Origin of the sequence: Micromonospora yangpuensis (assembly GCF_900091615.1) — a bacterium.
GTDB lineage: Bacteria > Actinomycetota > Actinomycetes > Mycobacteriales > Micromonosporaceae > Micromonospora > Micromonospora yangpuensis.
This window is the reverse complement of record NZ_FMIA01000002.1, coordinates 3,458,706-3,485,120: the sequence shown is the minus strand read 5'-3', so window position 1 is coordinate 3,485,120 and position 26,415 is coordinate 3,458,706. Positions and strand designations below refer to the sequence as shown.

The window sequence follows — 26,415 nt, the reverse complement described above, 5'->3', positions numbered from 1 at the left end:
CGTCGCCGCGGGCCGAGACCAGGACGTACCCGGCTACCCCACCATTATCCCACCAGCACCGCCTTCCACTACAGCAGGTAGCCGATTGCGGGCTCTTCGGTGACCGCTACGGTGCACGGCATGGTTCCTGACGAGGAGAAGGTCGTCCGTCGCGGGCGGGTCCGGTTGTGGACCGAGCGGTTCGGGCACCCGGGTGACCCCACCGTGCTGCTGGTCATGGGCACCTCGACGCCCGGCATCGGCTGGCCCGACGAACTGGTGGAAGCCCTCGTGGACAGCGGCCGGCAGGTGATCCGCTTCGATCACCGGGACACCGGCCGCTCCGACACGGTCGATTTCGCCGCACACCCGTACGCGCTGGCCGACCTGGCCGCCGACACCGTCGCCGTGCTGGACGGTCACGGCGTCGCCGCCGCGCACCTGGTCGGGACGTCGTTGGGCGCGGCGATCGGGCAGTGGCTCGCCGTGCACCAGCCGGCCCGGGTCCGCACGCTGACCGCCATGGCCTCCTCTCCCATGGGAAACAATCCGGGCCCGGCGTGGGCGCGGGCGCTGACGGGGCAACCAGCCGTCGCCGACGAGCTTCCGCCGCCGACGGCACGGTTCCTCGACCACGTGCGGGCCTCGGCGACGGCACCCCGTACCACGCCCGAGCAGCGCGTCGACGCCGACGTCCGGACGTGGCGGGTGCTCAACGGCGATGTGCTGCCGTTCGACGAGGCCGCCGCGCGACGGTTCGTCGCCCACTGTCACGACCGGGCCCGCGACCTCACCGCCGCCGCGAACCACGATCTGGCCGGACGACGCTGGAGCGACGACCGGCGCGCTCCCCTGTCCGGCATCACCGCGGCGACCCTGGTGCTGCACGGCAGCGACGACCCGCTGTTGCCTACCGCCCACGGTGCGGCCCTCGCGGCGCTGATCCCGGGCGCCCGTCTGGAGATCGTGCCGGGCATGGGTCACCACCCGTTCTTCGCGCCGGGACTCACCGAGCGGATCGCCGGCGCGATCATCGGCCACACCAGCTGACCCCACGCTGGCGGCGGGCAGGTCGTCGGCGGCCGGTCAGCCGGTCGGTTCGCGCAGCACCGCCACCGCACCGGCGGGCAGGTCGACACCGCCGACGACGGTGGCGCCGGTGAGCAGGTCCACCCCGTCGGCCGGTACCCGCTGGGTGCGGTCGGTGTGGTTGAGCAGGAACAACCAGCTCGCCCCGGGGCCGCGGCGGCGCACCGCCTCCACCCCGGCCGGTGCGCCCGGGCAGACCGGGCCCACCCCGGCGTGGCCGGCCACCCGCGTCACCAGCCGCTGGTATGTGGCGTCGTCGGGCCGGGTGGACAGGTACCAGGCGGTGCCGGCGCCGAAGCGGTGCCGGGTCACCGCCGGCTGCCCGGCCAGCGGGCCACCGGTGTAGGTGGCCACGGGCCGCGCGCCGGTCAGGCGTACCGTCTCGGTCCAGATTCGGGCGGTGCCGCCGTCGGACAACCCGGCCTCGTCGTCGTCGGCCAGGGGATGGAACTCCTCCACCCGGACGCCGAGGACCTCCCGCAACGCCCCGGGATAGCCGTCGAGGTGGACCCGGGCGTGGGCGTCGGCGACCCCGCTGAGGTACGTCGCCAGCAGGTGCCCGCCGCCGTGGACGTGGGCGTAGACCCACTCGGCGGTGCGCTCGTCGACCAGGTAGTGGGCCGGCAGCACCAGCAGGGCGTACCGGTCGAGCCGGTCACCGCCGACGGTGACGTCACAGCTCAGGCCGGCCCGCCACAGTGCCCGGTGGACGGCGGCGACCTCCTCGTGGTGGTCCAGGTGGGGCGAGGGCAGCCCGGGATGGCGCAACGCCCAGCTGCTGGCGGCGTCGACGGCCACCGCGATCCGGGCCTCGACGGTGCCGCGGACCTCGGCCAGCCTCGCCAGGGCGTCGCCGAGTCGCACCGTCTCCCGGTACACCCGGGAGTCCGCGCCGGCGTGCGGCACCAGTGCGGAGTGGAACCGTTCCGCGCCGCCCCGGGGGGCCCGCCACTGGAAGAACATCGCCCCGAGCGAGCCGCGGGCGACGTGGCCCAGGGCGTGGCGCAGAAGCCGGCCGGGTTCCTTGGTGTGCATCCGCCCGCCGGGCGTGTAGATGAGGTTCGGGGCGGTCTCCATCAACAGCCACGCCCCGGTGCCGTCGGGGTCGCCGTGGCGGGCCCAGCCGCGGGCCAGGTCCGCGCCGAGGGCGCTCTGCTGTTCGGCGCGGATGTCGACGGCCGACGGGTAGTGGTCGACGGCGACCAGGTCGACCTCGCGGGCCCAGCGGGCGTGGTCGACCGGCACCCAGTCACCCAGCACGTAGTTGGTGGTGACCGGTACCCGGGGGTTGGCCGCGCGCAGCAGGTCACGTTGCTCGGTGTAGGCGGCCAGCAGGGTGTCGGACCAGAACCGGCGGAAGTCCAGCAGCTGGCCGGGGTTGGGCAGGTACTGGGTGGCGCGGGGGGTGCCGATCTGGGCCCAGTCGGTGTAGTGCTGGCTCCAGAAGCTGGTGCACCAGGCGTCGTTGAGGCCGTCCAGGTCGCCGTGGCGCTCGGCCAGCCAGCGGCGGAAGGCGACCTCGGTGTGCCGGCAGTGGCAGCTGGTGCCGTACTCGTTGTGCACGTGCCACAGCGCGACCGCCGGGTGGGTGGCGTAGCGGGCCGCCAGGACGCCGGTGATGCCGGCGGCGGCGGCCCGGTAGGCCGGTGCGGCGGCGCAGTAGGTGTCGCGGCTGCCGTGGTGCAGTCGTACCCCGTCGGCGGTGACCGGCAGCGCGTCCGGGTGGGCCAGCGAGAACCAGGGTGGTGGACTGGCGGTGGGGGTGGCCAGCACGACCTGGATGTCGGCGGCGTGCAGCAGGTCGAGGACCTCGTCGAGCCAGTCGAGGGTGTACCGGCCGGGTTCGGGTTCCAGCCGGGACCAGGCGAACACGCCGACGGTGACCAGGTTGACCCGGGCCCGGCGCATCAGGTCGACGTCGTCGCGCCACACCTGTGCCGGCCACTGTTCGGGGTTGTAGTCGCCGCCGTAGCGCAGCCGGGGGTCCTCGCGCATGTGCTGCCTGTTCGTCGGAGGGGTGGTGGCGCCCGGCGCGCGGGGCACCCCACGCGCCGGGCGTCGGTTCAGCCCTTGACCGCGCCGGTGATGACGCCCTTGGTGAAGTGGCGTTGCACGAACGGGTACGCGATGACCGCCGGTAGCACGGTCACCACCACCACGGCCATCTTGACCGCCAGGGTGGGTGGGTAGGCGGTGACACCGGGCAGGCTGACCGAGGCCCCGGAGACGTTCGGGGACTGGCCGGCCAGGATGTAGGACTGCAGGACCCGCTGGATGGGGAACTTGCTGTTGTCGTCGATGTAGAGCACCGAGTTGAAGTAGGCGTTCCAGTAGCCGACGGCGTAGAAGAGGCCGACGACGGCGATCACCGCCCGCGACAGCGGCAGCATGATCTGCCACAGGACGCGGAACTCCCCCGCCCCGTCGATGCGGGCGCTGTCGAGCAGCTCACCGGGGACGTTCATGAAGAACGCCCGGATCACCACCAGGTTGAACACGCTGATCGCGCTGGGCAGGATCAGCGACCAGAGGCTGTCCTTGAGGCCCAGGCCGGTGACGACCAGGTAGCTGGGCACCAGCCCGGGGAAGATCAGGAAGGTGCCGAGGAACAGGAACAGCAGGCTGCGGTGGGCCACCGAGCCGGGCCGGGACAGCCCGTACGCGGCCAGGACGGTCAGCACCAGGCTGACGGCGGTACCGACGACGGTGACCAGGGTGCTGATCCACACCGCCTGGGTGATGGTGCCACCGGAGAAGATCGAGATGTACGCCGACGGGTCGAACTCGCGGGGTACCACGACCATGCCACCGGTGTCGTTGATGGTCTGGCGGGAGGACAGGCTGGTGACCACCACCGACCACATGGGAAACAGCACCGCCAGGACGAGCAGGGTGAGCATCGCACCCTTGCCGGCCTGTCCGGCGGCGGTGGGAGGTTCTTCCCAGGCGGGGCGGCCGGTGCGCCGCCGGGGCAGGCGTGCGGTGGGGGTGGGGCCGGCCGGCACCGGGCCGGCGGGGCTGATCTGGGTGCTCATGAGCGGGAGTAGACCCCCTGTTCGCCCAGCTTGTGGGCCATCTTGTTGGCCGCGACGATGAGGATCAGGCCGATCACGGCCTTGAACAGTCCGGCGGCGGCGCCCTGTCCCCACTGCTGGGTGGCGATCGCGTTGTGGTAGACGAAGGTGTCCAGGACCTCGGCGGCCTGCCGGCCCACCGCGTCGCGTTGCAGGATGAACTGTTCGAAGCCGACCGACAGGGCGTCGCCCAGGCGCAGGATGAGCAGCAGGACGATCACCGGTCGCAGGCCCGGCAGGGTGATGTGCCAGAGCCTGCGCCACCGTCCGGCGCCGTCGGCGGCGGCCGCCTCGTACAGGTTGGGGTCGATCGCCGACAGCGCGGCGAGGAAGACGATGGCGCCCCAGCCGACGTCCTTCCAGACCGACTCGGCGGTGACCAGCAGGATGAAGGTGTCGGGGTTGGTCATGATGTTCCAGGGTTCCAGCCCGGCCTGGCGCATCTCCTGGGCCAGGAGGCCGGCGCCGCCGAACATCTGCACGAAGAACGTGACGACCAGCACCCAGCTGAAGAAGTGCGGCAGGTAGACCACGCTCTGCACGAAGCCGCGGATCCGGCCGGAGAGCACGCTGTTGAGCAGGATGGCCAGGAAGATCGGCAGGGGGAAGAAGAAGACCAGCTGGAACGCGGTGATGGTCAGGGTGTTGCGCACGGCGTCCCAGAACAGCGGGTCGCGGAAGAGGATCTCGAAGTTGCCGAAGCCTACCCACTGGCTGTAGAGGAACGCCTCCAGGGGATCCTCGCCGAGGAACGGGTTGTAGTCCTGGAAGGCGATGACGTTGCCCAGGGTGGGCAGGTAGTGGAAGACCAGCAGCAGTACGGCGGCCGGGGCGGTCATCGCCAGCAGCGGCCAGTCCCGGCGCAGCCGTGCGCCCAGGGTGCGGCGGGTCCGGGTGGGCGTGGTGGTGGCCGGGCCGTCCCCGGCCGGCAGGTGCCGGTCGACCGGGGACGGCGCGGGTGTGTCGGTGCGACTCATCGGCCGTTGTCGGACAGGGCCTTCTCGTGGAAGGCCCGCCCCTCTTCGCCGCCGCCGGAGAGGAACTCCTTGGTCACCTGGGCCATGTCGGTCAGGGGACGCCGGCCGCGCAGGATGTCGCGGATCTTGTCGTCGGTGGGCTGCAGCTGCTTGGACCAGTTGGCCGGCAGTTCCAGTTTGATCCCGGCGAACAGGTCGGTCTCGCGCAGGCCGATGAACTTCTTGTGGTACTCGATGTACTCCTGGACGTAGGTGGGGGCGTCGCTGCGGCGGATCTTGACCGGGGGGCGACCGGCCAGGCCGTTGACCTGTCCGGCGAACTCCTTGCGGAACTGTTCGGTGGACGCGGGGGTGCCGTCGGCGCCCCGGGTGAAGTGGGTGCCCTGCACGCCGTACTCGCGCAGTTCGAACTCGCGGCTGCCGAAGGGTGCCGCGCACCAGTTCATCACCCGTAGCAGTTCCTGCACCCGTTCGGTGCCCAGGCCCTTCTTGACGAAGGTGTAGAAGACCGGGATGTCCTTGCCCCACACGACCGGGTCCTTGCCGCCGACGCCGAACAGCGGCACGGGCTGCATGGTGTAGCCGGGGGTGACCTTGGACTGTTCGCCCTGCATGCCCTCCCAGGCGCCGGCGCCGTCCTGGAACATGAGGATCTTGCCGCCGTTGAAGAGTTGTTTCTCGTCGGCGCCCTTGCTGGCCACGGTGTCGGGGTGTACCAGCCCCTCGGCGAACAGCCGGGCGGTGAACTCCAGGGCGGCGGTGAACTCGGCGGTCTCGTACTTGTGTTCCAGGCCGCCGTCGGGCTTCTTGCGCCAGGTCTGGTGGCAGCCGTGGAACTGCTGCACCATGTCGAAGACCGTGCCGAAGGCCCAGACGCCCCGGTCGGCGTTGGTGGCCTTCTTGCCGAACTCGTACAGTTCGTCGATCGAGGTGGGGGTGCCCAGGCCGGCGGCGTCGACGAGGTCCTTGCGCTGGAACAGCAGCCAGGCGAACGGACCGTCGGGTGGGAACGGGGCGGCGTAGAGGCGGCCGCCCCAGACGCAGTACTCCCAGCTGCTGGTGGGCAGGGCCGCCAGGTACGGGTAGGCGGCGGCCTTGTCGCCCTGCAGGTGGTCGGTGAGGTCCTCGAAGAGTGCCTTGGTGGCGTCGGAGAACCGGGCGATCTTGTCGACCTCCCAGTTGGGGACGCTGAGCAGGTCGGGCACGTCGCGGGCGCCGAGCAGGGCGCTGAGCTTGTCGGCGAAGGTGTTGCCGTCCTGGACGCTGACCACCATCTCGCCGCCGAGCTTGGCGTTGATGGCCTGCATGTAGGCGTTGCGGTCGTTGGCCGGTGGGGTCGGTCCCCACCAGGGGCTGATGGCCCGGATCGGCTGTCCGCTGCGGATGGGCTGTTCGGTGACCGCGTCGACCAGGTCGGTGGGGTATTTCAGGTAGCCGCTGGGGATCGAGCCCTCGCCGGGGATGTCCGGCTTGAGCAGCTCGGCGGGCTGGTACGCGGGCAGCACCGCCTTGATCGCGTCGGCCTTGGTGGCGCTGCCCTGGCTGCCCACCTCCTTGCTGCAGCCGGCCAGGGTGGTGCCACCGATCGTGGCGGCGGCGCCGAGGCCGATCAGACGCAGCACGGTACGGCGGTCGGTGGATGCGCCCGGTGGGGACGGTGTCACGGCGCACTCCCTTCATCGGTTGGGGACGGGTTTGCGGAGCAGGTTCGTCCGGCTAGGATTAGTTGGTGTTCTAGCCGAACAAACTAATCGACGGTGATGCGACCCACAAGGGAGCGGTGACGGCCGTACCGGCACCGCCGGGGTCGCGCCCACCGGTGCAGGGAGCGGGCAGACTGTGATCAGCGTCCACAACGAACCACAGCCGACGGAGCTCGGTGACGTCCGGATGGCCAACCGGGCCGTGGTCCTGCGCCACGTGCGCGTGCACGCGCCCTGCTCGCGGGCGGACATCGCCGCCCACACCGGACTGAACAAGGCCACCGTCTCCAGCCTGGTCACCGAGCTGATCGAGGGCCGGCTGGTCCGCGAGACCGGGCTGACCGAGCACCGGATCGGCCGGCCCGCCACCATGCTGGTGCTCGACGGTGAGCCGTACGCGGCGTTGGGCATGGAGATCGGCGGCGACGAGCTGACCGTCGTCGCGATCGACCTGGCCGGGACCCGGCTGCTGACCTGGCGGCGGGCCTTCGCCGCGCCGGCGGCGGCTCCCGGTGACACGGTGCGCGCGCTGGCCGCGTTGGCCCGCCGGGCGCTGAACCGGGTCACCGGTCAGGGCCGCACGGTGCTCGGCCTCACCGTCGGGGTGCCCGGACTGGTCGACGCCGCCGGTCGGGTCGAGCTGTCCACCGCCCTGCGGTGGCGGGGGGTCGACCTGGCCGGTGAGCTGCGGGCCGCCCTGGGTGACCCGGAGTACGTCGTCGGCGTGGACAACGAGGCGAACCTGGCCGCCCTGGCCGAGCACCGCCACGGCGCGTACGCCGGCACCGGCCACCTGGTGCACCTCACCGGCGGCACCGGGGTCGGCGCCGGGATCATCTGCGCCGGACGGCTGCTGCGGGGTGGCCGGGGGTTGGCCGGCGAACTCGGCCACCTGCCGTTGGCCGCCGAGGGGCCGCGGTGCGCCTGTGGGCGTCTCGGGTGTGTGGAGGCGTGGGTCGGGCTGCCCGCGGTGATCGCCCGGGTGTTGCCCGACACCGTCGCCGACGGCCCGGTGACCGACTTCCTGCCGGAGCTCGACCGGGTCGAGACGCTGGCCCGTCAGGGTGATCCGGCGGTGCTGGCGCAGCTGGCCGGGATCGGTCGGCACCTGGGCCACGCGGTGTCGATGGTGGCCAACCTGGTCGATCCGGAGGTAGTGGTGGTCGGCGGGCACTTCGCGACCCTGGGCGCCTGGCTGCTGCCCACCGCGCGCCAGGAGCTCGCCGACCGAGCTGTGGGCGGTTGCCGGTTGGCCGCCTCGGTGCTGGGCGCGCAGGCCACCGCCCTGGGTGGGGCGACCGCCGCACTCGCAGCCATCGAAAGTGGTCGACTTCCGGCGCGGTGAGGCACCGCCGGGGCACCGGATCCGCCGGTCGCCGGCCCTTGACCACATCGGCACGGTGGTGCCAACCTCGAAGCGCCGCCCCGTCGTCCGGGCAACCCGGGTCGGCTGGTTCCACCGGGCCGTCGAAGCGCTTCACCGCGTCCACCGTCGACGGTCCGACCACCACACCGCGATGCCACCTCGTCACGACGCCCGTCGAAGCGCTTCGACACCGCGCCGGACGTGCGGCGAGCACGGAAGGCAACCGCCATGACCGACCACACCGACCGCAGCACCGACCCGTGGCCCGCCGCCCGGGTCGACGACCTGCTGGGCCAGCTCACCCTGCCGGAGAAACTCGGTCTGCTGCACCAGTGGCAGGCGCCGGTGGACCGGCTCGGCCTGCCGCCGTTCCGCACCGGCACCGAGGCCCTGCACGGGGTGGCCTGGCTCGGCCCGGCCACGGTCTTCCCCCAGGTGATCGGCCTGGCCAGCACCTGGGACGCCGAGCTGATCCGGGCCGTGGGCGCCGCCGTCGGCACCGAGGTACGCGTCAGACACCACCACGACCCCGACCGGGTCGGGCTCAACGTGTGGGCGCCGGTGGTCAACCCGCTGCGCGACCCCCGCTGGGGCCGCAACGAGGAGGGCTGGGCCGAGGACCCGTGGCTGACCGGCCTGCTCGCCACCGCCTACGCCCGGGGCCTGCGCGGCGAGGACCCCCACCGGTGGCGCACCGCACCCACCCTGAAGCACTTCTGCGGCTACAACAACGAGACCGACCGGGCCACCACCAGCAGCGACCTACCCGCCCGGGTGCTGCACGAGTACGAACTACCGGCCTTCCGCGCCCCCCTGGCCGCCGGCGCGGCGGTGGCGGTGATGGCCTCCTACAACCTGGTCAACGGGATCCCGGCGCACCTGAGCCCGCTGATCGCCCAGCAGCTGCGCCGGTGGGCGCCGACGGAGATCATGGTCGTCGGCGACGCCGGCGCCGTGACCAACATCGCCGGCGTGCAGGCCCACCTGCCCGACCATGTCGCCGGGTTCGCCGCCGCGCTACGCGCCGGCATCGACAGCTTCACCGAGGACGACACCGACAGCGCACCCACCATCAACCGGCTGACCGAGGCGCTGCACCGCGACCTGGTCACCGAGGCCGACGTGGACCGGGCCGTCCGGCGGATCCTGACCGTCCGGGCCCACCTGGGCGACCTGGGCCCCGACACCGACGACCCGTGGGCCCACCCGGCACCACAGGCGCTCGACTGTCCGGCACACCGGCAGTTGGCGCGTACCGCCGCCGCCCGGTCGGTCGTGCTGCTGCGCAACGACGGGCTGCTGCCCCTGGACCCGGCCACCACCGGGCAGGTGGCGGTGCTCGGCCCGCTCGCCGACACGGTGTACCAGGACTGGTACAGCGGCACCCCGCCGTACGCGGTCACCACCTACGCCGGGCTGGCCCAGCGGCTGCCCGCGGTGACCACCCACGCCGGGGCGGACCGGATCGCGTTACGCCTCGGCGACCGGCACGTCGGCGGCCCGGCCGGCGCCGACGGCGGCCCGTTGACCCTCGGCGCCGACCCGGCCGGCTTCGACGTGTTCGACTGGGGGGCCGGGCTGCTGGCGCTGCGGTCGGTGGCCAACGGCCGGCACGTCGGCGTCGACGACGACGCGCGGCTGGTCAACGACCGCCCGGGCCCCGGCGGCTGGGTGGTGCGGGAGACGTTCCGCTGGCACCGCCGCCCCGACCACACCGTCCTGCTGCACCACGTGGCCGGCGACCGGTACGTCACCGTCGGCACCGACGGTGTGCTGCGCGCCGACGCCACCGGGCCGCACGAGGCCACCGCGTTCGCCGTCGACCTGCTCGTCGACGGCGCCGCCGAGGCCGCCGCGGTGGCCGCCGCGGCCGACGTGGCCGTGGTGGCGCTGGGCAACCATCCGATGGTCAACGGACGGGAGACCGAGGACCGCGTCGACCTGGCGTTGCCCGCGGCGCAGGAGGCGCTACTGCGGGCGGTACGCGCGGCCAACCCGCGTACCGTGCTGGTGCTCACCAGCAGCTACCCCTACGCCGTCGGCTGGGCCGACCGGCACGTACCGGCGGTGCTCTGGTCGGCCCACGGCGGCCAGGAACACGGCACGGGGGTGGCGGCGGTGCTGACCGGCGAGACCGAGCCGGCCGGCCGGCTCACCCAGACCTGGTACGCCGACGCCGCAGACCTGCCCGACCTGCTCGACTACGACGTCATCGGCGCCGACGCCACCTACCTGTACCACCGGGGCGACCCGCTGTACCCGTTCGGCCACGGGCTGAGCTACACCACCGTCGACTACGCTGATCTTCACCTGAGCGCGACGACGATGACCGTGGGTGAGGAGGTCGTGGTGAGCGTCGAGGTCACCAACAGCGGGAGCCGCCCCGGCGAGGAAGTGGTGCAGCTCTACACCCGGCAGCGCCGCTCGGCGGTCAAGCAGCCGTTGCGGCAGCTACGTGACTTCGCCCGGGTCAGCCTGGATCCCGGGCAGCGGCGGGTGGTCCGGCTGCGGCTGCGCGCGGCGGACCTGGGCTACTGGGACGAGTCCCGCGAGGCCCACGTGGTGGAGACCGCCACCCACAGTGTCCTGGTCGGCCGCTCCTGCCGGGACGTGCGGCTGGTCGGCACGGTCGCGGTCCGGGCCGACGAACCGGCGACCCGGCCCGAGGTCGTGCCGGCGATGCGCAGCGGCGGCCCGCGGTGAGCCCCGCGACCGGTCGGCGGTGCGGCCGGTGAAGTCACCCGACCAGGTCACCATCACCGACGTCGCCCGGCACGCCGGGGTGGCCGGCAGCACCGTGTCGTACGTGCTCAGCGGCAAACGGGCCATCTCCGAGGTCACCCGCAACCGGGTGCTGGCCAGCGTCCGGGCGTTGGGGTACCACCCCAACGCCGGGGCACGGGCCCTGGCCAGCCGCCGGGCCAACGTGATCGCGTTGGTGCTGCCGCTGCGCTCCGGGATGCAGGTGCCGGTGGTGATGCAGTTCGCCATGGCGGTGGTGACCACCGCCCGGGGCTTCGACCACGACGTGCTGCTGGTGACCTCCGACGAGGGCCCGGCCGGACTGCGGCGCATCGCGGCCAGCGCCATGGTCGACGGCATCGTGCTGATGGACGTGGAGCTGGACGACTGCCGGGTGCCGCTGCTGCGGGAGCTGGCCCGGCCCAGTGTGCTGATCGGTTTTCCCGCCGACGCCGCCGGGTTGACCTGCGTGGACCTGGACTTCCACCAGGCCGGTCAGCTCTGCGTGCAGCACCTGGCGGGGCTGGGACACCGGCGGATCGCCCTGTTGGGCGCCCCGGCTGCCGTCTACGACCGGGGCACCGGGTTTGCCCACCGTACCCGGGCCGGTGTCGTCGAGGCCGCCGCGGCGTGTGGTGTGCAGGCGGTGGCCCGGCCCTGCGAGGAGGGCGCGGCGGCGGTGCGCCAGACGTTGGTGGAGCTGTGGGAGCAGCATCCGGACCTGTCGGCGCTGGTGGTGCAGAACGAGGCGGCGGTCGGCCCGGTGTTGGCCGCGTTGCCGGGGCTGGGTCGACGGGTGCCGCAGGACGTCTCGGTGGTGGGCATCTGCCCGGACCAGTTCGCCGAGCAGGCCAGCCCGATGGTCACCTCGGTGCCGGTGCCGGCCGAGGAGCTGGCCCGTCAGGCGGTGCACCTGCTGATGGGCAAGCTGCGTGACGAGGTGGTGCCGCCGGCCACTCTGCTGGCACCACGGTTGACCGTACGCGACAGCACCGCCGCTCCGGTGCGGCCCGGCCCACCGGCGGTGCCGGTCACAGCTGGCTGAACCACTGCCGCACCGCCTCGACCCCACCGCCGCCGAGGGCCACCATCAACGCCAGGCGGGCCTTGCCGGCGGGCAGGTCCCGGGCGTGGATGGCACCCATGCCGGCGGCGAGCCCGTCGGGGGGCAGCAGGTCGCCCCAGTCGTGGCCGTCGCTTCGGCGGCGGGCGGCCACCACCGGCGGGGATGCCCCACTCGGTGCACTCGGCGACCGCGCCCAGCAGGCCGACCGGCACGTTGCCGACCCCGGTGCCCTCCAGCACGATGCCGGCGGCTCCGGCGTCGACGGCCGCGGTCACCAGGGTCGCGTCGATGCCGGGGTAGCACCTGATCAGCGCCACGTCGCGGGCAGGCTGCCCGGATGGGCCCGGTGGGCGTGGCGGCGGCGTGCCGACGATGCGGATCCGGCCGTCGTCGAGGCGGGCCACCGGTGGGTGCGGTGCGGAGGTCAGGGCGGTGTGGCCGCCGGTGGTGACCCAGCGGGCGGCGGGCAGGTCACCGTCGGCGCACACCAGCACCCCGTGGTGGCGCAGCGCCGGGTCGGCGGCGGCGGTGAGCGCGGTACGCAGGGCGGCCGGTGCGTCGGCGTCACGCTGGTGGGCGCGCCGTACGGCGGTGGCCAGCACCACCGTGCCGGGCAGGTCCGGGGCCAGCAGCAGGTCGGTCAGGAAGGCGGTCTCCTCGACGGTGTCGATGCCGTGGGTGAGCACCACCGCGTCGTGGCCGTCGTCGAGCAGTCCGGCGCGGACCCGCCGGGCCAGGGTGAGCTGGTCGCCGCTGTCGAGGTCCCAGCTGGGGCCGACGGTCAGGTCCCGCACGTCGACCTCGGTGCCCGGCGGGGGTGGGCCGGCCGTGGCCAGCAGTTCGGCGCCGGTGAGCACCACCGGTGTGTCGCCACGGCGGGCGTGGGCCATGGTGTCGCCGGTGGCCAGCATCAGGATCCGGGTGGTCACCGGAGTTCCCTTCCGGTGTCGGTCATGGCTGGTGGGAGTCCAGGCGTCGTTCCAGCCCGTCGATGCGTGCCAGCAGGGGACGCAGGCGCTCGTCGAGGGCGGCGGCGAGCAGCCGCGCCGGGTCGCCGGCCGGGGTGGGCGCCGGTGCCTGGGCGCGCAGGTGCGCGTAGCCGGCCAGGGCCGCGGTGACCGCCCGGCGGGTCAGTCGCGCCTCGGCGCCGGCGGTGCGCAGCACCTGCCCGGCGGCCCCGTCGGGCTCGGTGACCAACCCGAGCAGCAGGTGTTCACAGCCGACGTAGTTGTGTCCCAGGGCGATCGCCTCGGTCACCGTCAGCTCCAGGGCGCTGGCCGCGGCCACGCTGAAGCGTCGGTCGTCGTCGGCGGTGGGGTCCCGCTGGCCGGTGAGGTCCCGGCGTAGCTGCCCGGGATCGACGTCGATGGCGCGCAGCACGTGCAGCGCCAGGTTCTCCCCTTCGTCGATCATGGCGGTGAGCAGGCTGACGGTGTCGATCCCGGGCGTCCGGTCGGGGGTGTCGGCGGCGGCGAGTACCGCGCGGGCCCGGGGGGTGAAGGCGGGCAGTTGGGCGGCCAGGTCGGCGTCGGGCAGGTCGGTCAGGGTGGTGCGACGGATCGCGGTGATCCGCCGGACCGCCTGTTCCAGGGCACGTTGGCAGATCGCCGACACCGGCAGCCCGGCCTGCCGTACCGCGTCGGCGAGGTCGTCGGGCAGATAGACGTTGACCTTCGGCATGACGTCACCTCCTTCGGTAACCCCACTGTAACCCCTCATGGGGTTACAGTGGGGGTCCCGGTGGGGTGGATGTGGGCGTAGAGTCACCACCGGCACACACCGGCGGGGAAAGCGGGGCGTCGCGATGGTCAGCACGGCAGCGATGGTGGGCATCGCACTGGTCGCCCTCGGCATGGTGCTGACCCCCGGGCCCAACATGGTCTACCTGGTCTCCCGCTCGGTGGCCCAGGGCCGCCGCGCCGGACTGGTCTCCCTGCTCGGCGTCGCCGCCGGCTTCGGGGTCTACCTGCTCGCCGCCGTGGCCGGCATCGCCACCGTCTTCGTGCTGGTCCCCACCCTGTACCTGGTGGTCAAACTGGCCGGCGCCGGCTACCTGCTCTGGTTGGCCTGGCGCACCCTGCGTCCCGGCGGCACCTCGGTGTTCACCCCGACACCCCTGCCGGCCGACCCGGCCCGCCGGCTGTTCACCATGGGCCTGGTCACCAACCTGCTCAACCCGAAGATCGCCATCCTGTACGTGTCGCTGCTGCCCCAGTTCATCGACCCGCAGGGCGCCCCGGTGGCGGTGCAGAGCCTCATCCTCGGCGCCACCCAGATCGTCGTGGCGTTGACCGTCAACACGCTGATCGTGTTCGGCGCCGGCACCATCGCCGCCTTCCTGGCCACCCGCCCCGGCTGGCTGCGCGTGCAGCGCTACGTCATGGGCAGCGTCCTGGCCGCCCTGGCGGTCCGCATCGCCACCGACCGGTCCCGGGCCGCCGTGGCCACCGGCTGACCCGCGCCCCGCCCGGGCGTCGGCCAGCGGCGCTAGACTTCGGCCCCGATGGACGACCCGCACCCCACCACCGACACCCGCCCCTGCGCCCACTGTGGACGTGACGTGCCGCAGCGCGTCGGCGCGGGCCGCCCGTTCCGGTACTGCCGCGACAACGACGGCGCCTGCCAGCGGGCCTCCCGCAACACCCGGATGCGTCACCGCCACGCCCCCGGCCTGCCCGGGCAGGTGGCCCGCACCTGGGAGGCCGTCGACCGCCTCGACCAGATCGTGGCGACCCTCACCGAGACCCTGCACGCCGAGCTGTCCCCCACCGGCGTGGAACGGCAACTCGCCCAGCTGCGCGCCGAGGCCGCCGCGCAGATCGCCCAGGCACACACCGAACGCGACGAGGCCCGCGCCGACGCCGACACCGCCCGCGCCGACGCCACGAAGGCCCGCCAGCAGGCCGAGGCCGCCGTAGCCGAGGCCGCCGACGCCCGCCGGGCCGCCGACCAGGCCACCGCCCGGGCCGCCGCGGCCGTCGACCGGGCCGAGCAGGCCGAGCAGGCCCGCGACACCGCCCACCGCGAGACCAGCGCCGCGCAGGCGCTGCGGGTGCAGGCCGAACGCGACCGTGACGCCGCCCGCCACGAGCTGCGTACCGTGCGCGCCGAGGTCGACACCGAGCGGCACCGCACCGCCGAGCTGACCACCGAACGCGACACCGCCCGCGCCGAGGTCGCCCGGGTGACCGCCGTGGCCGACGAGGCCACCGGCCACGCCGAGCAGGTACGCGCCGCGCTCACCCAGGCCCACGCCGACCTGGCCGCCGCGCGCACCGACGCCGCCGACCTGACCGCCGAGATCGCGACGGTGCGCGCCGAGGCCGACCGGCTGCGCCAGCACGTCGCCGAGGCCACCGACGCCGTGGCGCAGGCCGGCACGGCCCGCGACACCGCCCGCGCCGAGGCCGAGCAGGCCCGCGTCGAGGTCGCCACGGCCACGGCCCGCGCCGACGGACTCGCCGCCGACCTGAGCCTGGCCCGGCAGGCCGCCGCCGCCGCCGAGCAGCGCCTGGGTGACCTGCAGGCCCGGCTGCGTGCGGCCGAGGACGACCGGGACCAGGCCACCCGACGCACCGCGCAACTGGTCGACCAGGTCAGCGACCTGGCCTCGGCCCTGGCGCGGCTCGGTGCGCCCCGACCCGGCTGATCCGCCGCCGACGGCGCGGGCCGGCTACCCTGGGGTGGGCCCGCGCGACACGACGACCATCACCGTGGGCGGGAATGGCCCGACGACCACGCACCGTTACACCGAGAAGTCCAGCACCACGAACGAGGGGAAGTCGATCATGGGCGAGCGCATGCTGCGCGGCAGCCGTCTGGGTGCGGTCAGCTACGAATCCGACCGCAACACGGAGCTCGCGCCGCGCCAGACCCGGGAGTACCTCTGCGCCAAGGGCCACCAGTTCGAGGTGCCGTTCGCCGTCGACGCCGAGGTCCCGGTGACCTGGGAATGCAAGTTCGACGGCAGCGTGGCCCGGCTGGTCGACGGCAACGAGCCGGAGCAGAAGAAGGCCAAGCCGCCACGCACCCACTGGGACATGCTCCTGGAACGGCGATCCGTCGCCGAACTGGAAGACATCCTCGCCGAGCGGCTGCAGGAGGTCCGCACCCGCCGCGGCCGCGCCTGACCGCCAGCACACCCTCGCCCCGGACAGCACCGCTGTCCGGGGCGAGACGCATCTGCGGGCAGGCAGCCCGGTGCCAGCCTCAGTGCCGGCCGGGCTCGACGATCTCACCCTCGATGGCCCGACCCGCGTCGACCACCGGCTCCGGCGCCACCGGCTGCTCCTCGGCGGCACCCCGGTACACCCGCACCTTGCGCGGCCCGAACAGGTCACCGGCCACCATCGACGACACCCGACGCTCCGCGGCCCGCTGCACCCCGACACCGGCCAGCCGCCGCACCGGCGGCACCAGCAACACCAACCCCACCACACCACTGAACAACCCCGGCGTGGCCAACAACAACGCCCCCGACAACCCCAACAGGCCGTCGGTGACCTGCCGACCCGGCGGCTGACCCGACTCCGCGGCCGCCCGGAACCCCCGCCACGCCCGCATCCCCTCACGGCGCAGCAACACCAGACCCACCAACGACGCCGCGAACACCAGCAGCAACGCCGACGGGTACCCGATCCACCGGCCCACCGCGACGAAAACCGCCACCTCCGCGACCACCACCAGCAGCATCCCCAGCGGCACGAACCTCAGTCCTCGGCGCATGTCACCTCATCTGCGTCGACGTCCTCGCCCCTCCAGCATGACACGCCGCCTCTCACGGCCACCGCACCTGCCGGACCGGAGCACGCCGCCGGTCCCGCACCGCCCACCCGGTGATCCGCCACAACGCCTCCGCGACGATCAACGGGCTCATCTTGCTGGCCCCCCGCTCCCGCTCGGCGAACGTGATCGGCACCTCCACGATCCGCAACCCCGCCCGATGCGCCAACCGGCACAACTCCACCTGGAACGAGTACCCCTGCGAACACACCGACTCCAGGTTCAGCGCCGACAACGCCGCACTGCGGTACACCCGGTACCCACCGGTGGCATCCGACACCGGCACCCCCAACGCCCACCGCGCATACAGGTTGCCACCCCGCGACAGCAACAACCGCCGCACCGGCCAGTTCACCACCCGCGCCCCGGCGGTCCACCGCGACCCGATCACCACATCGGCGTCCCGGGCCGCGGCCAGCAACCGGGGCAGATCCTCCGGCGCGTGCGACCCGTCGGCGTCCATCTCCACCACCGCGTCGTACCCGCGCTCACGCGCCCACGCGAACCCGGCCAGATACGCCGCCCCCAGACCCTCCTTGCCCCGCCGGTGCAACACGTGCACCCGCCGGTCGGCCGCCGCCATCGCCTCGGCTATCCGCCCGGTGCCGTCGGGACTGTTGTCGTCGGCGACCAACACCTCCACCTGCGGCGCCGCCCGGTGCAGCCGCGCCACCACCGACGGCAGGTTGTCGGCCTCGTCGTAGGTCGGGATGACCACCAACACCCGCCCCACCCCGAGGTGGCCCACCGCCGGCTGACCGTGCGTTCCGCCCACCACTCCTCCGCCTCCGCCGGTCGATCACCGGCCACGCCTGGGGCTGGCGGCACGGCACCGTCGTCGGCTACCGCACCCGGCCCGCCCGGCGCCGCAGCACCGCCGCGGCCACCAGCACCGCGCACGCCGACACGGTCAACGCCACCTCCGGCCACACCCCCACCCGGGTGGCCACCGTCCGCCCGTCACCGAGCTGCATCTGCCGGACCACCACCGCCTCGGTGTTGAACCCGGTGGCACCGAGTACCCGCCCGTCGGGGGTCACGAACCCGGACACACCGACCGTGGACGCCATCAACGCCGCCCGGCCGTGCTCCACCGCCCGCAACCGCACCATCGCCAACTGCTGACGGGCCTCGGCCACGTCGAACGTGGCGTTGTTGGTCTGCACCACCAACAACTGCGCCCCACCGACCACCGTGTCCCGCACCAGGGCGTCGTAGGCCACCTCGAAACAGATCACGTCACCGACCACCGCCGGCCCCGTGGCCAACACCCCCGGCTCCGTACCCGCCACGAAATCCGCCCGCACCCGGTCGACCTGCGCACTGACCATCCGCGCCAACCGGCGCATCGGCACGTACTCGGCAAACGGCACCGGATGCCGCTTCGTGTACACCTGCCCCAGATCGGCGCCGCTGCCCGGCCGCCACAGGATGCCCGCGTTGCGGACCTGCCCCGGCTGGTCACCGGCCAACACCGCACCCACCAGGATCGGCGCGCCCACCGCGTCGGCGGCCTGCGAGATCCGCGCCCCCGCGCCGGCGTCCCGCAACGGGTCGATGTCACTGGAGTTCTCCGGCCACACCACCAGGTCCGGACGCTGCTGCGTACCCCCGTCGACCCGCGCGGCCAACCGCAACGTCGCCTCGACATGGTTGGTCAACACCGCCTGCCGCTGGGCGTTGAAATCCAACCCCAACCGCGGCACGTTGCCCTGCACGATCGCCACCGTCACCCGGTCACCACCGCCACGCACCCCCACCGGCACCAGCAGCCCCACCCCGGCCACCGCCACCACCGCCACGGCCACCGCCGCCACCGACCGCCACGCCGACCGGCCCGCAGGCCACCGCCGCCACCCCAGCCACACCAGCAACCCGCCGAGCACCGCCACCGTGAACGTCACCAACGGCGCACCACCCACCGCCGCCAACCGCAACACCGGCGAGTCGTCCTGACCGAACGCCAACCGCCCCCACGGGAACCCACCGAACGGCACCCGACCCCGCAGCGCCTCCTGACCCACCCACAACACCCCGGTCACCACCGGCCAACCCCACCGCAGCCGGTCCACCACCGGCGACACCCATGCCGAGGCCACCGCCAACACCGCCACATACCCGGCCTGGAACACCGACAACAACACCCACGGCAGATAACCGGTGTGCAGGTTCGTCCACGCCAACAACGGCGCGAAGAACACCACACCGGTCAGAAACCCCAGACCCGCCGCCGCCGGCAACCGCCGCCGGTGCGCCACCGCCGCCAACAGGGCAACCCCCACCAGCGCCAACGGCCACCACCCGTACGGCGCAAACGCCACCAACAACGCCAACCCGGACAACACCGCACCCGGCACCGCCCACCACACCGGCACGGGACCCGCCGGGCCACCCGCCACCGACGCCACATCCCGCCCGACCCGCACCGCGTCGCGTTCCCCGACCGTCACCGGCCGAAGATTACCCGCCCCCACCTCACCCGCCGAGCGCCCCCACGGACACGAAATCGGGGCGCGGCGTATGCCGCGCCCCGATGCTCCCAGGCCCTTCCCGGCCGGTGGGGCGAGAATGCGGCACGCCGACCTTCGGACCGACCCGACGTGGACTGGCTGCCCCACGCCTGGCCGTTGTCTACTGGCCGTGCACCTCACCCTGCCCGTACACCGGTAACCGCGACCGGTTCGCGCCGCCCCGCCGACCCCCGCCCGCTGGACCTGGCCGCCGCGACACATCGCACCGTGTCGCTCGGCCAGCGGACGAAGAGACGAAGCGAACAACAGCCGCTTCCCGTGGTAGGACTCAAAGACGGTACGACCCCGACCCCCGCCGTTGTCAACCCACACCGGCCTGTCGTGTGCCGCGCCACGGCGTGTCGCACCACCTTCGCCCGCGGCGAACCGCTCACCGGCGCAACCCCCAACCCACCAACTCCCGCGCCACCTTCGGATGATCCACCGCCAACAACCCCGCAGCCGCCAACACGTACTCCACATCCACCACCGGCCGCGCCGCCCGCGGCACCGCCCACCCCCCGGCGTGATCCGCGAGCACCCCCGCCACCACCTGCACCCCGTCACCGCCGGCATGGCGCACCACCCCACCCGAGGCCACCACCACCCGCACATCCCGCAGATCCCGACCCCACCGCTCCCCACCCGCGGCACCCCGGGCATGCCGGCGCACCGCCACCACCGCCGCCAACTGCGCCAACCGCCGGTCCACCGCCCGCTGCGCCGGCTCCACCGGCACGAACCCCACCTCCGCGGCCCGCGCCTGCGCCGCCGCGGCCAACACCACCTGCTCGTCGGCGTCCACCAGCCGCTCCCGCACCGCCGCCCGCACCACCTGAGGCGCACTCCACCGCACCCCCAGGTCCCCCTCGACCGTCCGGGCCCGCCACCACGCCCCCGCCACCTGCCGCCCCGGACCACCGGCCCGCTCATCCGGCACCAACACCGAATACACGTCCGTGGTCGCCCCACCCACATCCACCACCAGCAGATCCCCACCCACCACCCCGGCGAGCACCTCCACCCCGGTCAACACCGCATCCGGCGTCGCCGCCCGCACCAACCGCGCGAACCGCGACCCCCGCGACAGCCGCTTACCACCGATGACATGCCGCAGGAACACCTCCCGGATCGCCGCCCGCGCCGAATCCGGCGCCAACACCCCGATCCGGGGCAACACGTTCCCGGCCACCGTCACCGGCACCCCCGCACCGGCCAACAGCTGCCCCAACGCCCCACCCACCGCCGCGTTACCGGCCACCACCACCGGCACCCGCCACCGCGCCCGCGCCAACCGCGTCGCGTTGTGCGTCACCACCTCCGCGTCACCGCCATCGGTGCCGCCGGTCAACAACACCACATCCGGACGCGCCGCCCGCAACGCCGACAGCTGCGCCGCCCCCAACCGCCCCGCCGCCACGTGCACCACATCCGCACCCGCGGACAACCCCACCCGCCGACCCGCCCGCGCCGTCACCAACTCCTCGTGACCCACCACCGCCAACCGCAACCCACCACCGGCCGACGAACACACGTACCACGGCACGTCACCACCCGGCCGGCCCCCACCCGCCGCCACCACCGCCGCGTCCAGGCCGTGCAGCACATCCGTACCCGACGTCGTCGGCACCGACGCCGCACCCACCAGCACACCGGCATCCAGGTCGACCACCACCACCTTCGTGAACGTCGACCCCACATCCGCGCAGACCGCGACCCTCACGCCGCCGCCACGACCACCGTGCCGGTCGCCGTCACCGCCACCAACGGCGGCACCAACACCTGCGCCGCCGACCCACCACTGCCCCGACACACCACCCGCGCCACGAACTCCACCACCCGACTACGCGAACCCACCCGCGTCACCGTCGCCGTCACCTCCACCACGTCACCGGCGCGCACCGCCGCCCGGAACTGCACATCCGCGTACGAGGCGAACAACCCCTCATCACCATCGGTACGGATACACACCTCTGTGGCCACATCCCCGAACAACCCCAACACGTACGCCCCATCGACCAGGTTCCCCGCATAGTGCGCATGCGAGTACGGCACGTACCGGCGATGGGTGACCGTCAGACCCAGCCGAGGATCACCCACGGGGTGCTGACCGGGCACGCCCTCACGGCGCTCACTCATGGGGTGTCCACCTTCCTGCTCGTGATCAACGCGTGGACGAGGTAACTGGCGACCTCACCCGGGGTGGTGCCCCGACCGAAGATCCGATCCACCCCCAGCTCCCCGGTCATCGTCTCGTCGAACCGCGGACCACCCACGATCAGCAACGGCCGCCGCCCCGCCGGCATCGCCTCCCGGAACGCCGCCGACATCTCCCGCGTGTTGTGCAGATGCGCGTCCCGCTGCGTCACCACCTGCGACACCAACACCGCGTCCGCCCGCTCCACCCGGGCCGCCTCCACCAACTCCGGCACACTGACCTGCGCGCCCAGATTCGTCACCTTCAACTCCCGGTAGTACTCCAGCCCCTTCTCCCCCGCGATGCCCTTGACGTTCAGGATCGCGTCGATGCCCACCGTGTGCGCATCCGTACCGATACACGCCCCCACCACCGACAACTTGCGCCGCAACCGCCGCTTCACCACCGCGTTGACCTCCTTGGCGCCCAACAACGGAAAGTCCCGCTCCACCACCTGCACCGCGTTCAGATCCACCAGGTGGTTCACCCGCCCGTACACCACGAAGAACGTGAACCCGTCACCGATCGGCTTGGCGTGCACCAACATCGCCGGGTCCAGGCCCATCCGGTTGGCCAACTGCACCGCCGCACCCTCGGCCCGCTTGTCATGCGCCACCGGCAACGTGAACGACACCTGCACCATCCCGTCACCGGTGGTGTCCCCGTACGGCCGCACCACCCGCTTCTCACCCCCGCTGCGCTCACTCATGAGGGGCACTCCAGGATCTCCGTGGCCGGGTTGTAGTAGCCGTCCTCGTGCCGCGCGACACCGTCGAGGCCCTTGCCCCGGTCCGCCGGCCGCTTCATGATCCCGAACGTGCCCTCGGCGATCGCCGTCAACAACGACTGCTGCCCGATCCGCTCCAGCAACTCCACCGCGTCGGCGAGCACCCGGTGCGCCCGCTGCTGGACGAACCCGCCCGGCGCCGGCACGAAATCCTCATGCAACCCACCCGCCGCGCCCAACACGTACCGCACGTTCTGCAACGCGATGTCCCGATCCGACAACCACGGCGTCACCACCGCCTCGGTCATCATCCCCACCAGCAGGATGCCCTGACCGGTCATGGCACCCACCAGATTGAAGAACCCGTCCAGCAGATTCCCCCGGAACACGTCACCGGTCATGTGCTTCGTCGGCGGCATCCACTTCAACGGTGCATCCGGAAACAACTCCCGCGCCAACAACGCGTGCGCCAACTCCAACCGCAACGACTCCGGCACATCCGGGTTGATCTCGAACGCGTGCCCCAACCCCAGCAGGTCGTCGGTCAGCCCCGCCTCGTGCGCGAAGAACTCGTTCAACAGCTGCGACACCGTCACCGTGTGCGCCTCCTCGACCGCGTCCGCGGTCGTGAGGTAGTTGTCCTCACCGGTGTTGATGATGATCCCCGCCCGCGCGTGCACCTGCCGCGAGAACCGCTGGTCCACGAACGTGCGGATCGGGTTGATGTCGCGGAACAGAATCCCGTACATCGAATCGTTGAGCATCATGTCCAGCCGCTCCAGACCCGCCAACGTCGCCATCTCCGGCATGCACAGCCCCGACGCGTAGTTCGTCAGCCGCACGTACCGGCCCAGCTCCTTCGACGTCTCGTCCAGCGCCGCCCGCATCAACCGGAAGTTCTCCTGCGTCGCGTACGTCCCGGCGAACCCCTCCCGGGTCGCCCCCTCCGGCACATAGTCCAACAACGACTGCCCCGTCGACCGGATCACCGCGATCACGTCCGCACCCGCCCGCGCCGCCGCCTGCGCCTGCGGAATGTCCTCGTAGATGTCCCCCGTCGCCACGATCAGATAGATCCACGGCCGCCGCGGCGGATCCCCGAACCGCTTGACCAGGCGATCCCGCTCCACCCGACGCCTGTCGATCCGCCGGACCCCCGCCGCCACCGCCCGCCGCGACACCCGCCGCGCCACCGTCGCGGCCTTCCCGACCGGCACCTCGAACCGCACCGACCCGGACGCCGCCAACTGCGCCAACAACGTCACATCCCCGACGCCCTCACGCGCCAGCGCGTCGAACACCGGCACCGCCACCCCGCTACCCAACCCCACATCGGCCACCACCGCGTCCACCAGCCGGTTCACCCACGGAATACCATCCGGATCCGCCCCCGACACCCCCGCCAGCCGCAACACCGCCCGCTCCACCGACACCGTCGTGTGGCTACGCGCCAGATCCACCACCGGCTGCCCCACCCGACGCGCCAACTCCCGCGCCCGGCCCACCACCACCGGATCCAGCCCCAGCTTGCCCGTCACGACACCCCCTCCTGATAGATCACGTCACCCCGCAACACCGTGGCCCGACACACCGGCAACGGCGTCGGATCCCCCACCCCCCGCACCTCCGGATCCGCCGCCTCCAACACCGGCAGACCACCGGACACCCCCGCCGGCGTCGACCACACCGCGAACGTCGCCGGCGCACCCAACGCCAACACCCCCTCACGATCCATCCGCACCGCCCGCCACCCACCCCGGGTATGCGCCGCGAACGCCGCCCGCACACTCATCCGCTGCGCCGCACTGTGATGCGCCACCGCCGCCCGCACCGAACCCCACGGATCCAACGGCGTCACCGGCGAATCCGACCCGAACGCCAACGCCACCCCCACCGAATGCATCGCACCCACCGGATTCGACGCCAACGACCGCGCCAACCCCAACCGCGACTCGTACATCCGACCCGCACCACCCCACAACCGGTCGAACGCCGGCTGCATCGACGCCACCACCCCGAACTCCACGAACCCCGCGATCAACCGCCGGTCCGCCAACTCCGCGTGCTCCACCCGATGCCGCGCCGCCCGCACCCGATCCGTACCCAACCGCTGCGCCGCCCCCGCCAACCCCGCCAACACCGTCGACAACGCCGCGTCACCGATCGCGTGGAAACCACCCTGCAACCCGTACTCCGCACACCCCAACAAATGATCACGAACCTGCTCGGCACTCAGATAACCGTGCCCACAACCCCCACCGTCGACATACGGCACCGACAACTGCGCCGTGCGCGCCCCCAACGCCCCGTCCACGAACAGATCCCCACCCGCACCCACCGCACCCAACTCCCGGGCCCGCCGCGCACCACCCCACTCACCCCAGTACCCGTACACCTCCGGCACCCCGACCCCCGACAACGCCAACAGACCCGTGAAATCCTCCTCGTCGGAGATCTCCGGACCACCACACTCGTGCACCGCCGCGATCCCCACCGACGCCGCCTGCCGCAACGCCACCCGCTGCGCCGCCACCCGCTGCGCCCGCGACACCGCACCCTGCGCCGCCGCCCGCACCACGTGATGCGCGTCCCGCCGCAACCACCCCGACACGTCGTACCCCGCCACCCCCACCACCTGCGGACACGCCGCCAACAACGCCCGCGACACCAACGCCGAGTGAATCGAGGCCTGCGACAGATACACCCGCCGACCACCCGCCGCCCGACCCACCGCATCGGCATCCGGCAACACCGCGTCAGCCCACCGCGACTCGTCCCAGCCATGACCCAACACCACCGCGTCGGCCGGCAACCCCGCCGCGAACACCGCCACCGCGTCCAACAACTGCCCCGCCGACCGCACCGCCGACAGGTCCAGGCCCGACAACACCAACCCCGTGTCCGTCACGTGCACATGCGCGTCCACGAACGCCGGCGTCACCAACGCCCCGTCCAACTCCACCACCCGGTCCGCCACCGGCGCGTCGGCGTCCACCCCCAACCAGGCGATCCGACCATCACGCACCAACAGCGCCGTCGCGCCAGGCTCCGCCGGACAGTGCAGCACTCCACCGCGGTACAACGTCGAGGCAATCGTCATGGCGGTCAGTCTGCCGCCAACCGCGCCTCGAAGAGCCCACGCACCCCCGGCTCCGCGCGCACCAACTCCAACGCCAACTCCGCGTGCCCCGGGACGTACCCGTTGCCCACCAGCATCGTCACGTCCGCCGCCAACCCCTCGGCACCCAGCGCGGCCGCCGCGAAACTCGTCGCCATCGAGAAGAACACCACCGTGCCGCCGTCCGCCGTGGCCAACACCGCGCCGTGCTCACACCCCGGCACGTCCACACAGACCACGGTCACGTCCGCCGGCGTCCCCAACGCCGTGGTCACCGCCGTCGACAACGCCACCGGATCCCGCGCGTCGGCCACCGCCACCACCGACGCCAGGCCCGCCGCCACCAGCGCGTCGCGCTGCGCCGCCACCGGCACCACCCCGACGGTACGACCCGCACCCGCCCGCCGCGCCGCCGCCAACGACAGCGACCCGCTCTTACCGGCACCACCGATCACCGCCACCGACACCGGACGCGCATCCCCCTCGCGCTCCCGCCGGGCCACCTGCTCGGCGACCACCCGCGCGGTCAACGCCGGCGCCCCACACACGTCCAACACCGACAGCGACAACTCGGGGTCGAGATCCGCCGGCAACACCGCCGCCAGAGACCGCGCGAACAGGATGGCGTAGCCGTCGCACGGCACCTGCTCGCTGCAGCCGTCCCACCCGACGAGGTCGTCGGTGATCGTCAAGGGTGTCCAGGTCAACGACACCAACGTCGCCACCCGGTCCCCGGGCCGCAACCCCAACGGTGACCGCCGGCCGACCTCCTCGACCGTGCCGATCAACATCCCACCCGAACCGGTCACCGGGTTCTGCATCTTGCCCCGGGCCGCGATGATCTCCCGCACCTCGGCGCGGACCTTCTCCCCATCCCCGCCATGGGATTCCCAGAGCTGGCGAAAGCTCGCCGCGTCCAGGTTCAACCGCTGCACTCGGACCCGTACCTCGTTCGCCCCGACCGCGGGGTCGGCGTCCAACCGCCACGCCGCCTGCGGCAGCACCCCCACCGGCTCCACGACCCGGTGCAGACCAACCGGTGACGTCACGCCAACCTCCCCCAGCCGACCGAAACCCCGCCCCAG

The 26,415-nt window shown here is 72.9% G+C and carries 21 protein-coding genes and 1 pseudogene; 7 read left to right on the top strand and 15 right to left on the bottom strand.

The window, feature by feature from the left end; genetic code table 11:
• Positions 1-120: 120 nt before the first annotated feature.
• On the top strand, positions 121-1,029 hold the full coding sequence (locus tag GA0070617_RS15680) for an alpha/beta fold hydrolase (protein ID WP_091446485.1): 909 nt from the start codon (positions 121-123) through the stop codon (positions 1,027-1,029).
• A gap of 36 nt (positions 1,030-1,065) precedes the next feature.
• Here GA0070617_RS15680 and GA0070617_RS15675 read toward each other — a convergent pair whose 3' ends face one another.
• From GA0070617_RS15675 to GA0070617_RS15660, 4 genes are all read right to left on the bottom strand, one after another.
• Positions 1,066-3,063, bottom strand: a complete 1,998-nt coding sequence (locus GA0070617_RS15675) for a beta-galactosidase (protein ID WP_091438378.1) — start codon at positions 3,061-3,063, stop codon at positions 1,066-1,068.
• 68 nt (positions 3,064-3,131) lie between these two features.
• The gene (locus tag GA0070617_RS15670; RefSeq protein ID WP_091438375.1) at positions 3,132-4,103 is read right to left on the bottom strand and encodes a carbohydrate ABC transporter permease; all 972 of its coding nucleotides are present in this window, start codon (positions 4,101-4,103) and stop codon (positions 3,132-3,134) included.
• A complete protein-coding gene (locus tag GA0070617_RS15665) occupies positions 4,100-5,119 on the bottom strand; it encodes an ABC transporter permease (RefSeq protein ID WP_091438371.1) in 1,020 nt (339 codons plus the stop codon). Before GA0070617_RS15665 ends, GA0070617_RS15670 begins: the two co-directional genes overlap by 4 nt.
• Positions 5,116-6,783 (bottom strand): extracellular solute-binding protein, encoded by a 1,668-nt coding sequence (locus tag GA0070617_RS15660; protein WP_091438368.1) that lies wholly within the window; start codon positions 6,781-6,783, stop codon positions 5,116-5,118. Before GA0070617_RS15660 ends, GA0070617_RS15665 begins: the two co-directional genes overlap by 4 nt.
• Before the next feature lie 175 nt (positions 6,784-6,958).
• Here GA0070617_RS15660 and GA0070617_RS15655 point away from each other — a divergent pair, with 175 nt between their 5' ends.
• The 3 genes from GA0070617_RS15655 to GA0070617_RS15645 all read left to right on the top strand — a co-directional run bounded on the left by GA0070617_RS15655 (position 6,959) and on the right by GA0070617_RS15645 (position 11,975).
• Positions 6,959-8,167 (top strand): ROK family transcriptional regulator, encoded by a 1,209-nt coding sequence (locus GA0070617_RS15655; protein WP_091438365.1) that lies wholly within the window; start codon positions 6,959-6,961, stop codon positions 8,165-8,167.
• Between the two features lie 249 nt (positions 8,168-8,416).
• Complete coding sequence (locus GA0070617_RS15650; RefSeq protein WP_091438362.1) at positions 8,417-10,891, top strand: beta-glucosidase family protein; 2,475 nt, start codon at positions 8,417-8,419, stop codon at positions 10,889-10,891.
• 28 nt (positions 10,892-10,919) lie between these two features.
• Positions 10,920-11,975, top strand: a complete 1,056-nt coding sequence (locus GA0070617_RS15645) for a LacI family DNA-binding transcriptional regulator (protein WP_091446483.1) — start codon at positions 10,920-10,922, stop codon at positions 11,973-11,975.
• 239 nt (positions 11,976-12,214) lie between these two features.
• On the opposite strand, the pseudogene GA0070617_RS15640 reads toward GA0070617_RS15645, so the two are convergent.
• Positions 12,215-12,886: pseudogene (locus GA0070617_RS15640) on the bottom strand (asparaginase domain-containing protein); the annotation flags it as partial.
• A 61-nt stretch (positions 12,887-12,947) separates the two neighbouring features.
• Positions 12,948-13,676 carry a Clp protease N-terminal domain-containing protein gene (locus tag GA0070617_RS15635; RefSeq protein WP_091438359.1) on the bottom strand — a complete coding sequence of 243 codons (729 nt, stop codon included), beginning with the start codon at positions 13,674-13,676 and terminating at the stop codon, positions 12,948-12,950.
• Between the two features lie 124 nt (positions 13,677-13,800).
• On the opposite strand from GA0070617_RS15635, the gene GA0070617_RS15630 reads away from it, so the two are divergent.
• The 3 genes from GA0070617_RS15630 (at position 13,801) to GA0070617_RS15620 (ending at position 16,126) form a co-directional block, all read left to right on the top strand.
• Complete coding sequence (locus GA0070617_RS15630; protein WP_091438354.1) at positions 13,801-14,451, top strand: LysE family translocator; 651 nt, start codon at positions 13,801-13,803, stop codon at positions 14,449-14,451.
• Between the two features lie 48 nt (positions 14,452-14,499).
• Complete coding sequence (locus tag GA0070617_RS15625; RefSeq protein ID WP_091438351.1) at positions 14,500-15,645, top strand: hypothetical protein; 1,146 nt, start codon at positions 14,500-14,502, stop codon at positions 15,643-15,645.
• A 139-nt stretch (positions 15,646-15,784) separates the two neighbouring features.
• Entirely contained in the window at positions 15,785-16,126 is a 342-nt protein-coding gene (locus tag GA0070617_RS15620) for an RNA polymerase-binding protein RbpA (protein ID WP_091446481.1), read from the top strand.
• A gap of 79 nt (positions 16,127-16,205) precedes the next feature.
• Here the strand turns inward: GA0070617_RS15620 and GA0070617_RS15615 are convergent, their stop codons facing one another.
• The 9 genes from GA0070617_RS15615 to kdd all read right to left on the bottom strand — a co-directional run bounded on the left by GA0070617_RS15615 (position 16,206) and on the right by kdd (position 26,379).
• Positions 16,206-16,721, bottom strand: coding sequence for an FxsA family protein (locus GA0070617_RS15615; protein ID WP_091438347.1), 516 nt, complete (start codon positions 16,719-16,721; stop codon positions 16,206-16,208).
• A 52-nt stretch (positions 16,722-16,773) separates the two neighbouring features.
• On the bottom strand, positions 16,774-17,553 hold the full coding sequence (locus GA0070617_RS15610; protein WP_139135681.1) for a polyprenol monophosphomannose synthase: 780 nt from the start codon (positions 17,551-17,553) through the stop codon (positions 16,774-16,776).
• Positions 17,554-17,620: 67 nt separating this feature from the next.
• Positions 17,621-19,228 carry an apolipoprotein N-acyltransferase gene (lnt, locus tag GA0070617_RS15605; RefSeq protein WP_373868348.1) on the bottom strand — a complete coding sequence of 536 codons (1,608 nt, stop codon included), beginning with the start codon at positions 19,226-19,228 and terminating at the stop codon, positions 17,621-17,623.
• A gap of 451 nt (positions 19,229-19,679) precedes the next feature.
• Complete coding sequence (locus GA0070617_RS15600) at positions 19,680-21,011, bottom strand: glutamate mutase L (RefSeq protein WP_091438339.1); 1,332 nt, start codon at positions 21,009-21,011, stop codon at positions 19,680-19,682.
• Entirely contained in the window at positions 21,008-21,388 is a 381-nt protein-coding gene (kal, locus tag GA0070617_RS15595) for a 3-aminobutyryl-CoA ammonia lyase (protein ID WP_091446477.1), read from the bottom strand. The genes GA0070617_RS15600 and kal overlap by 4 nt, the downstream gene beginning before the upstream one ends.
• Positions 21,389-21,423: 35 nt before the next feature.
• Complete coding sequence (gene kamE / locus GA0070617_RS15590; RefSeq protein ID WP_091446474.1) at positions 21,424-22,194, bottom strand: lysine 5,6-aminomutase subunit beta; 771 nt, start codon at positions 22,192-22,194, stop codon at positions 21,424-21,426.
• The gene (gene kamD / locus GA0070617_RS15585) at positions 22,191-23,750 is read right to left on the bottom strand and encodes a lysine 5,6-aminomutase subunit alpha (RefSeq protein WP_091438335.1); all 1,560 of its coding nucleotides are present in this window, start codon (positions 23,748-23,750) and stop codon (positions 22,191-22,193) included. The genes kamE and kamD overlap by 4 nt, the downstream gene beginning before the upstream one ends.
• Positions 23,747-25,312 (bottom strand): amidohydrolase, encoded by a 1,566-nt coding sequence (locus GA0070617_RS15580; protein ID WP_091438331.1) that lies wholly within the window; start codon positions 25,310-25,312, stop codon positions 23,747-23,749. The genes kamD and GA0070617_RS15580 overlap by 4 nt, the downstream gene beginning before the upstream one ends.
• 5 nt (positions 25,313-25,317) lie before the next feature.
• A complete protein-coding gene (gene kdd, locus GA0070617_RS15575) occupies positions 25,318-26,379 on the bottom strand; it encodes an L-erythro-3,5-diaminohexanoate dehydrogenase (RefSeq protein ID WP_091438327.1) in 1,062 nt (353 codons plus the stop codon).
• Between the last annotated feature and the right edge of the window lie 36 nt (positions 26,380-26,415).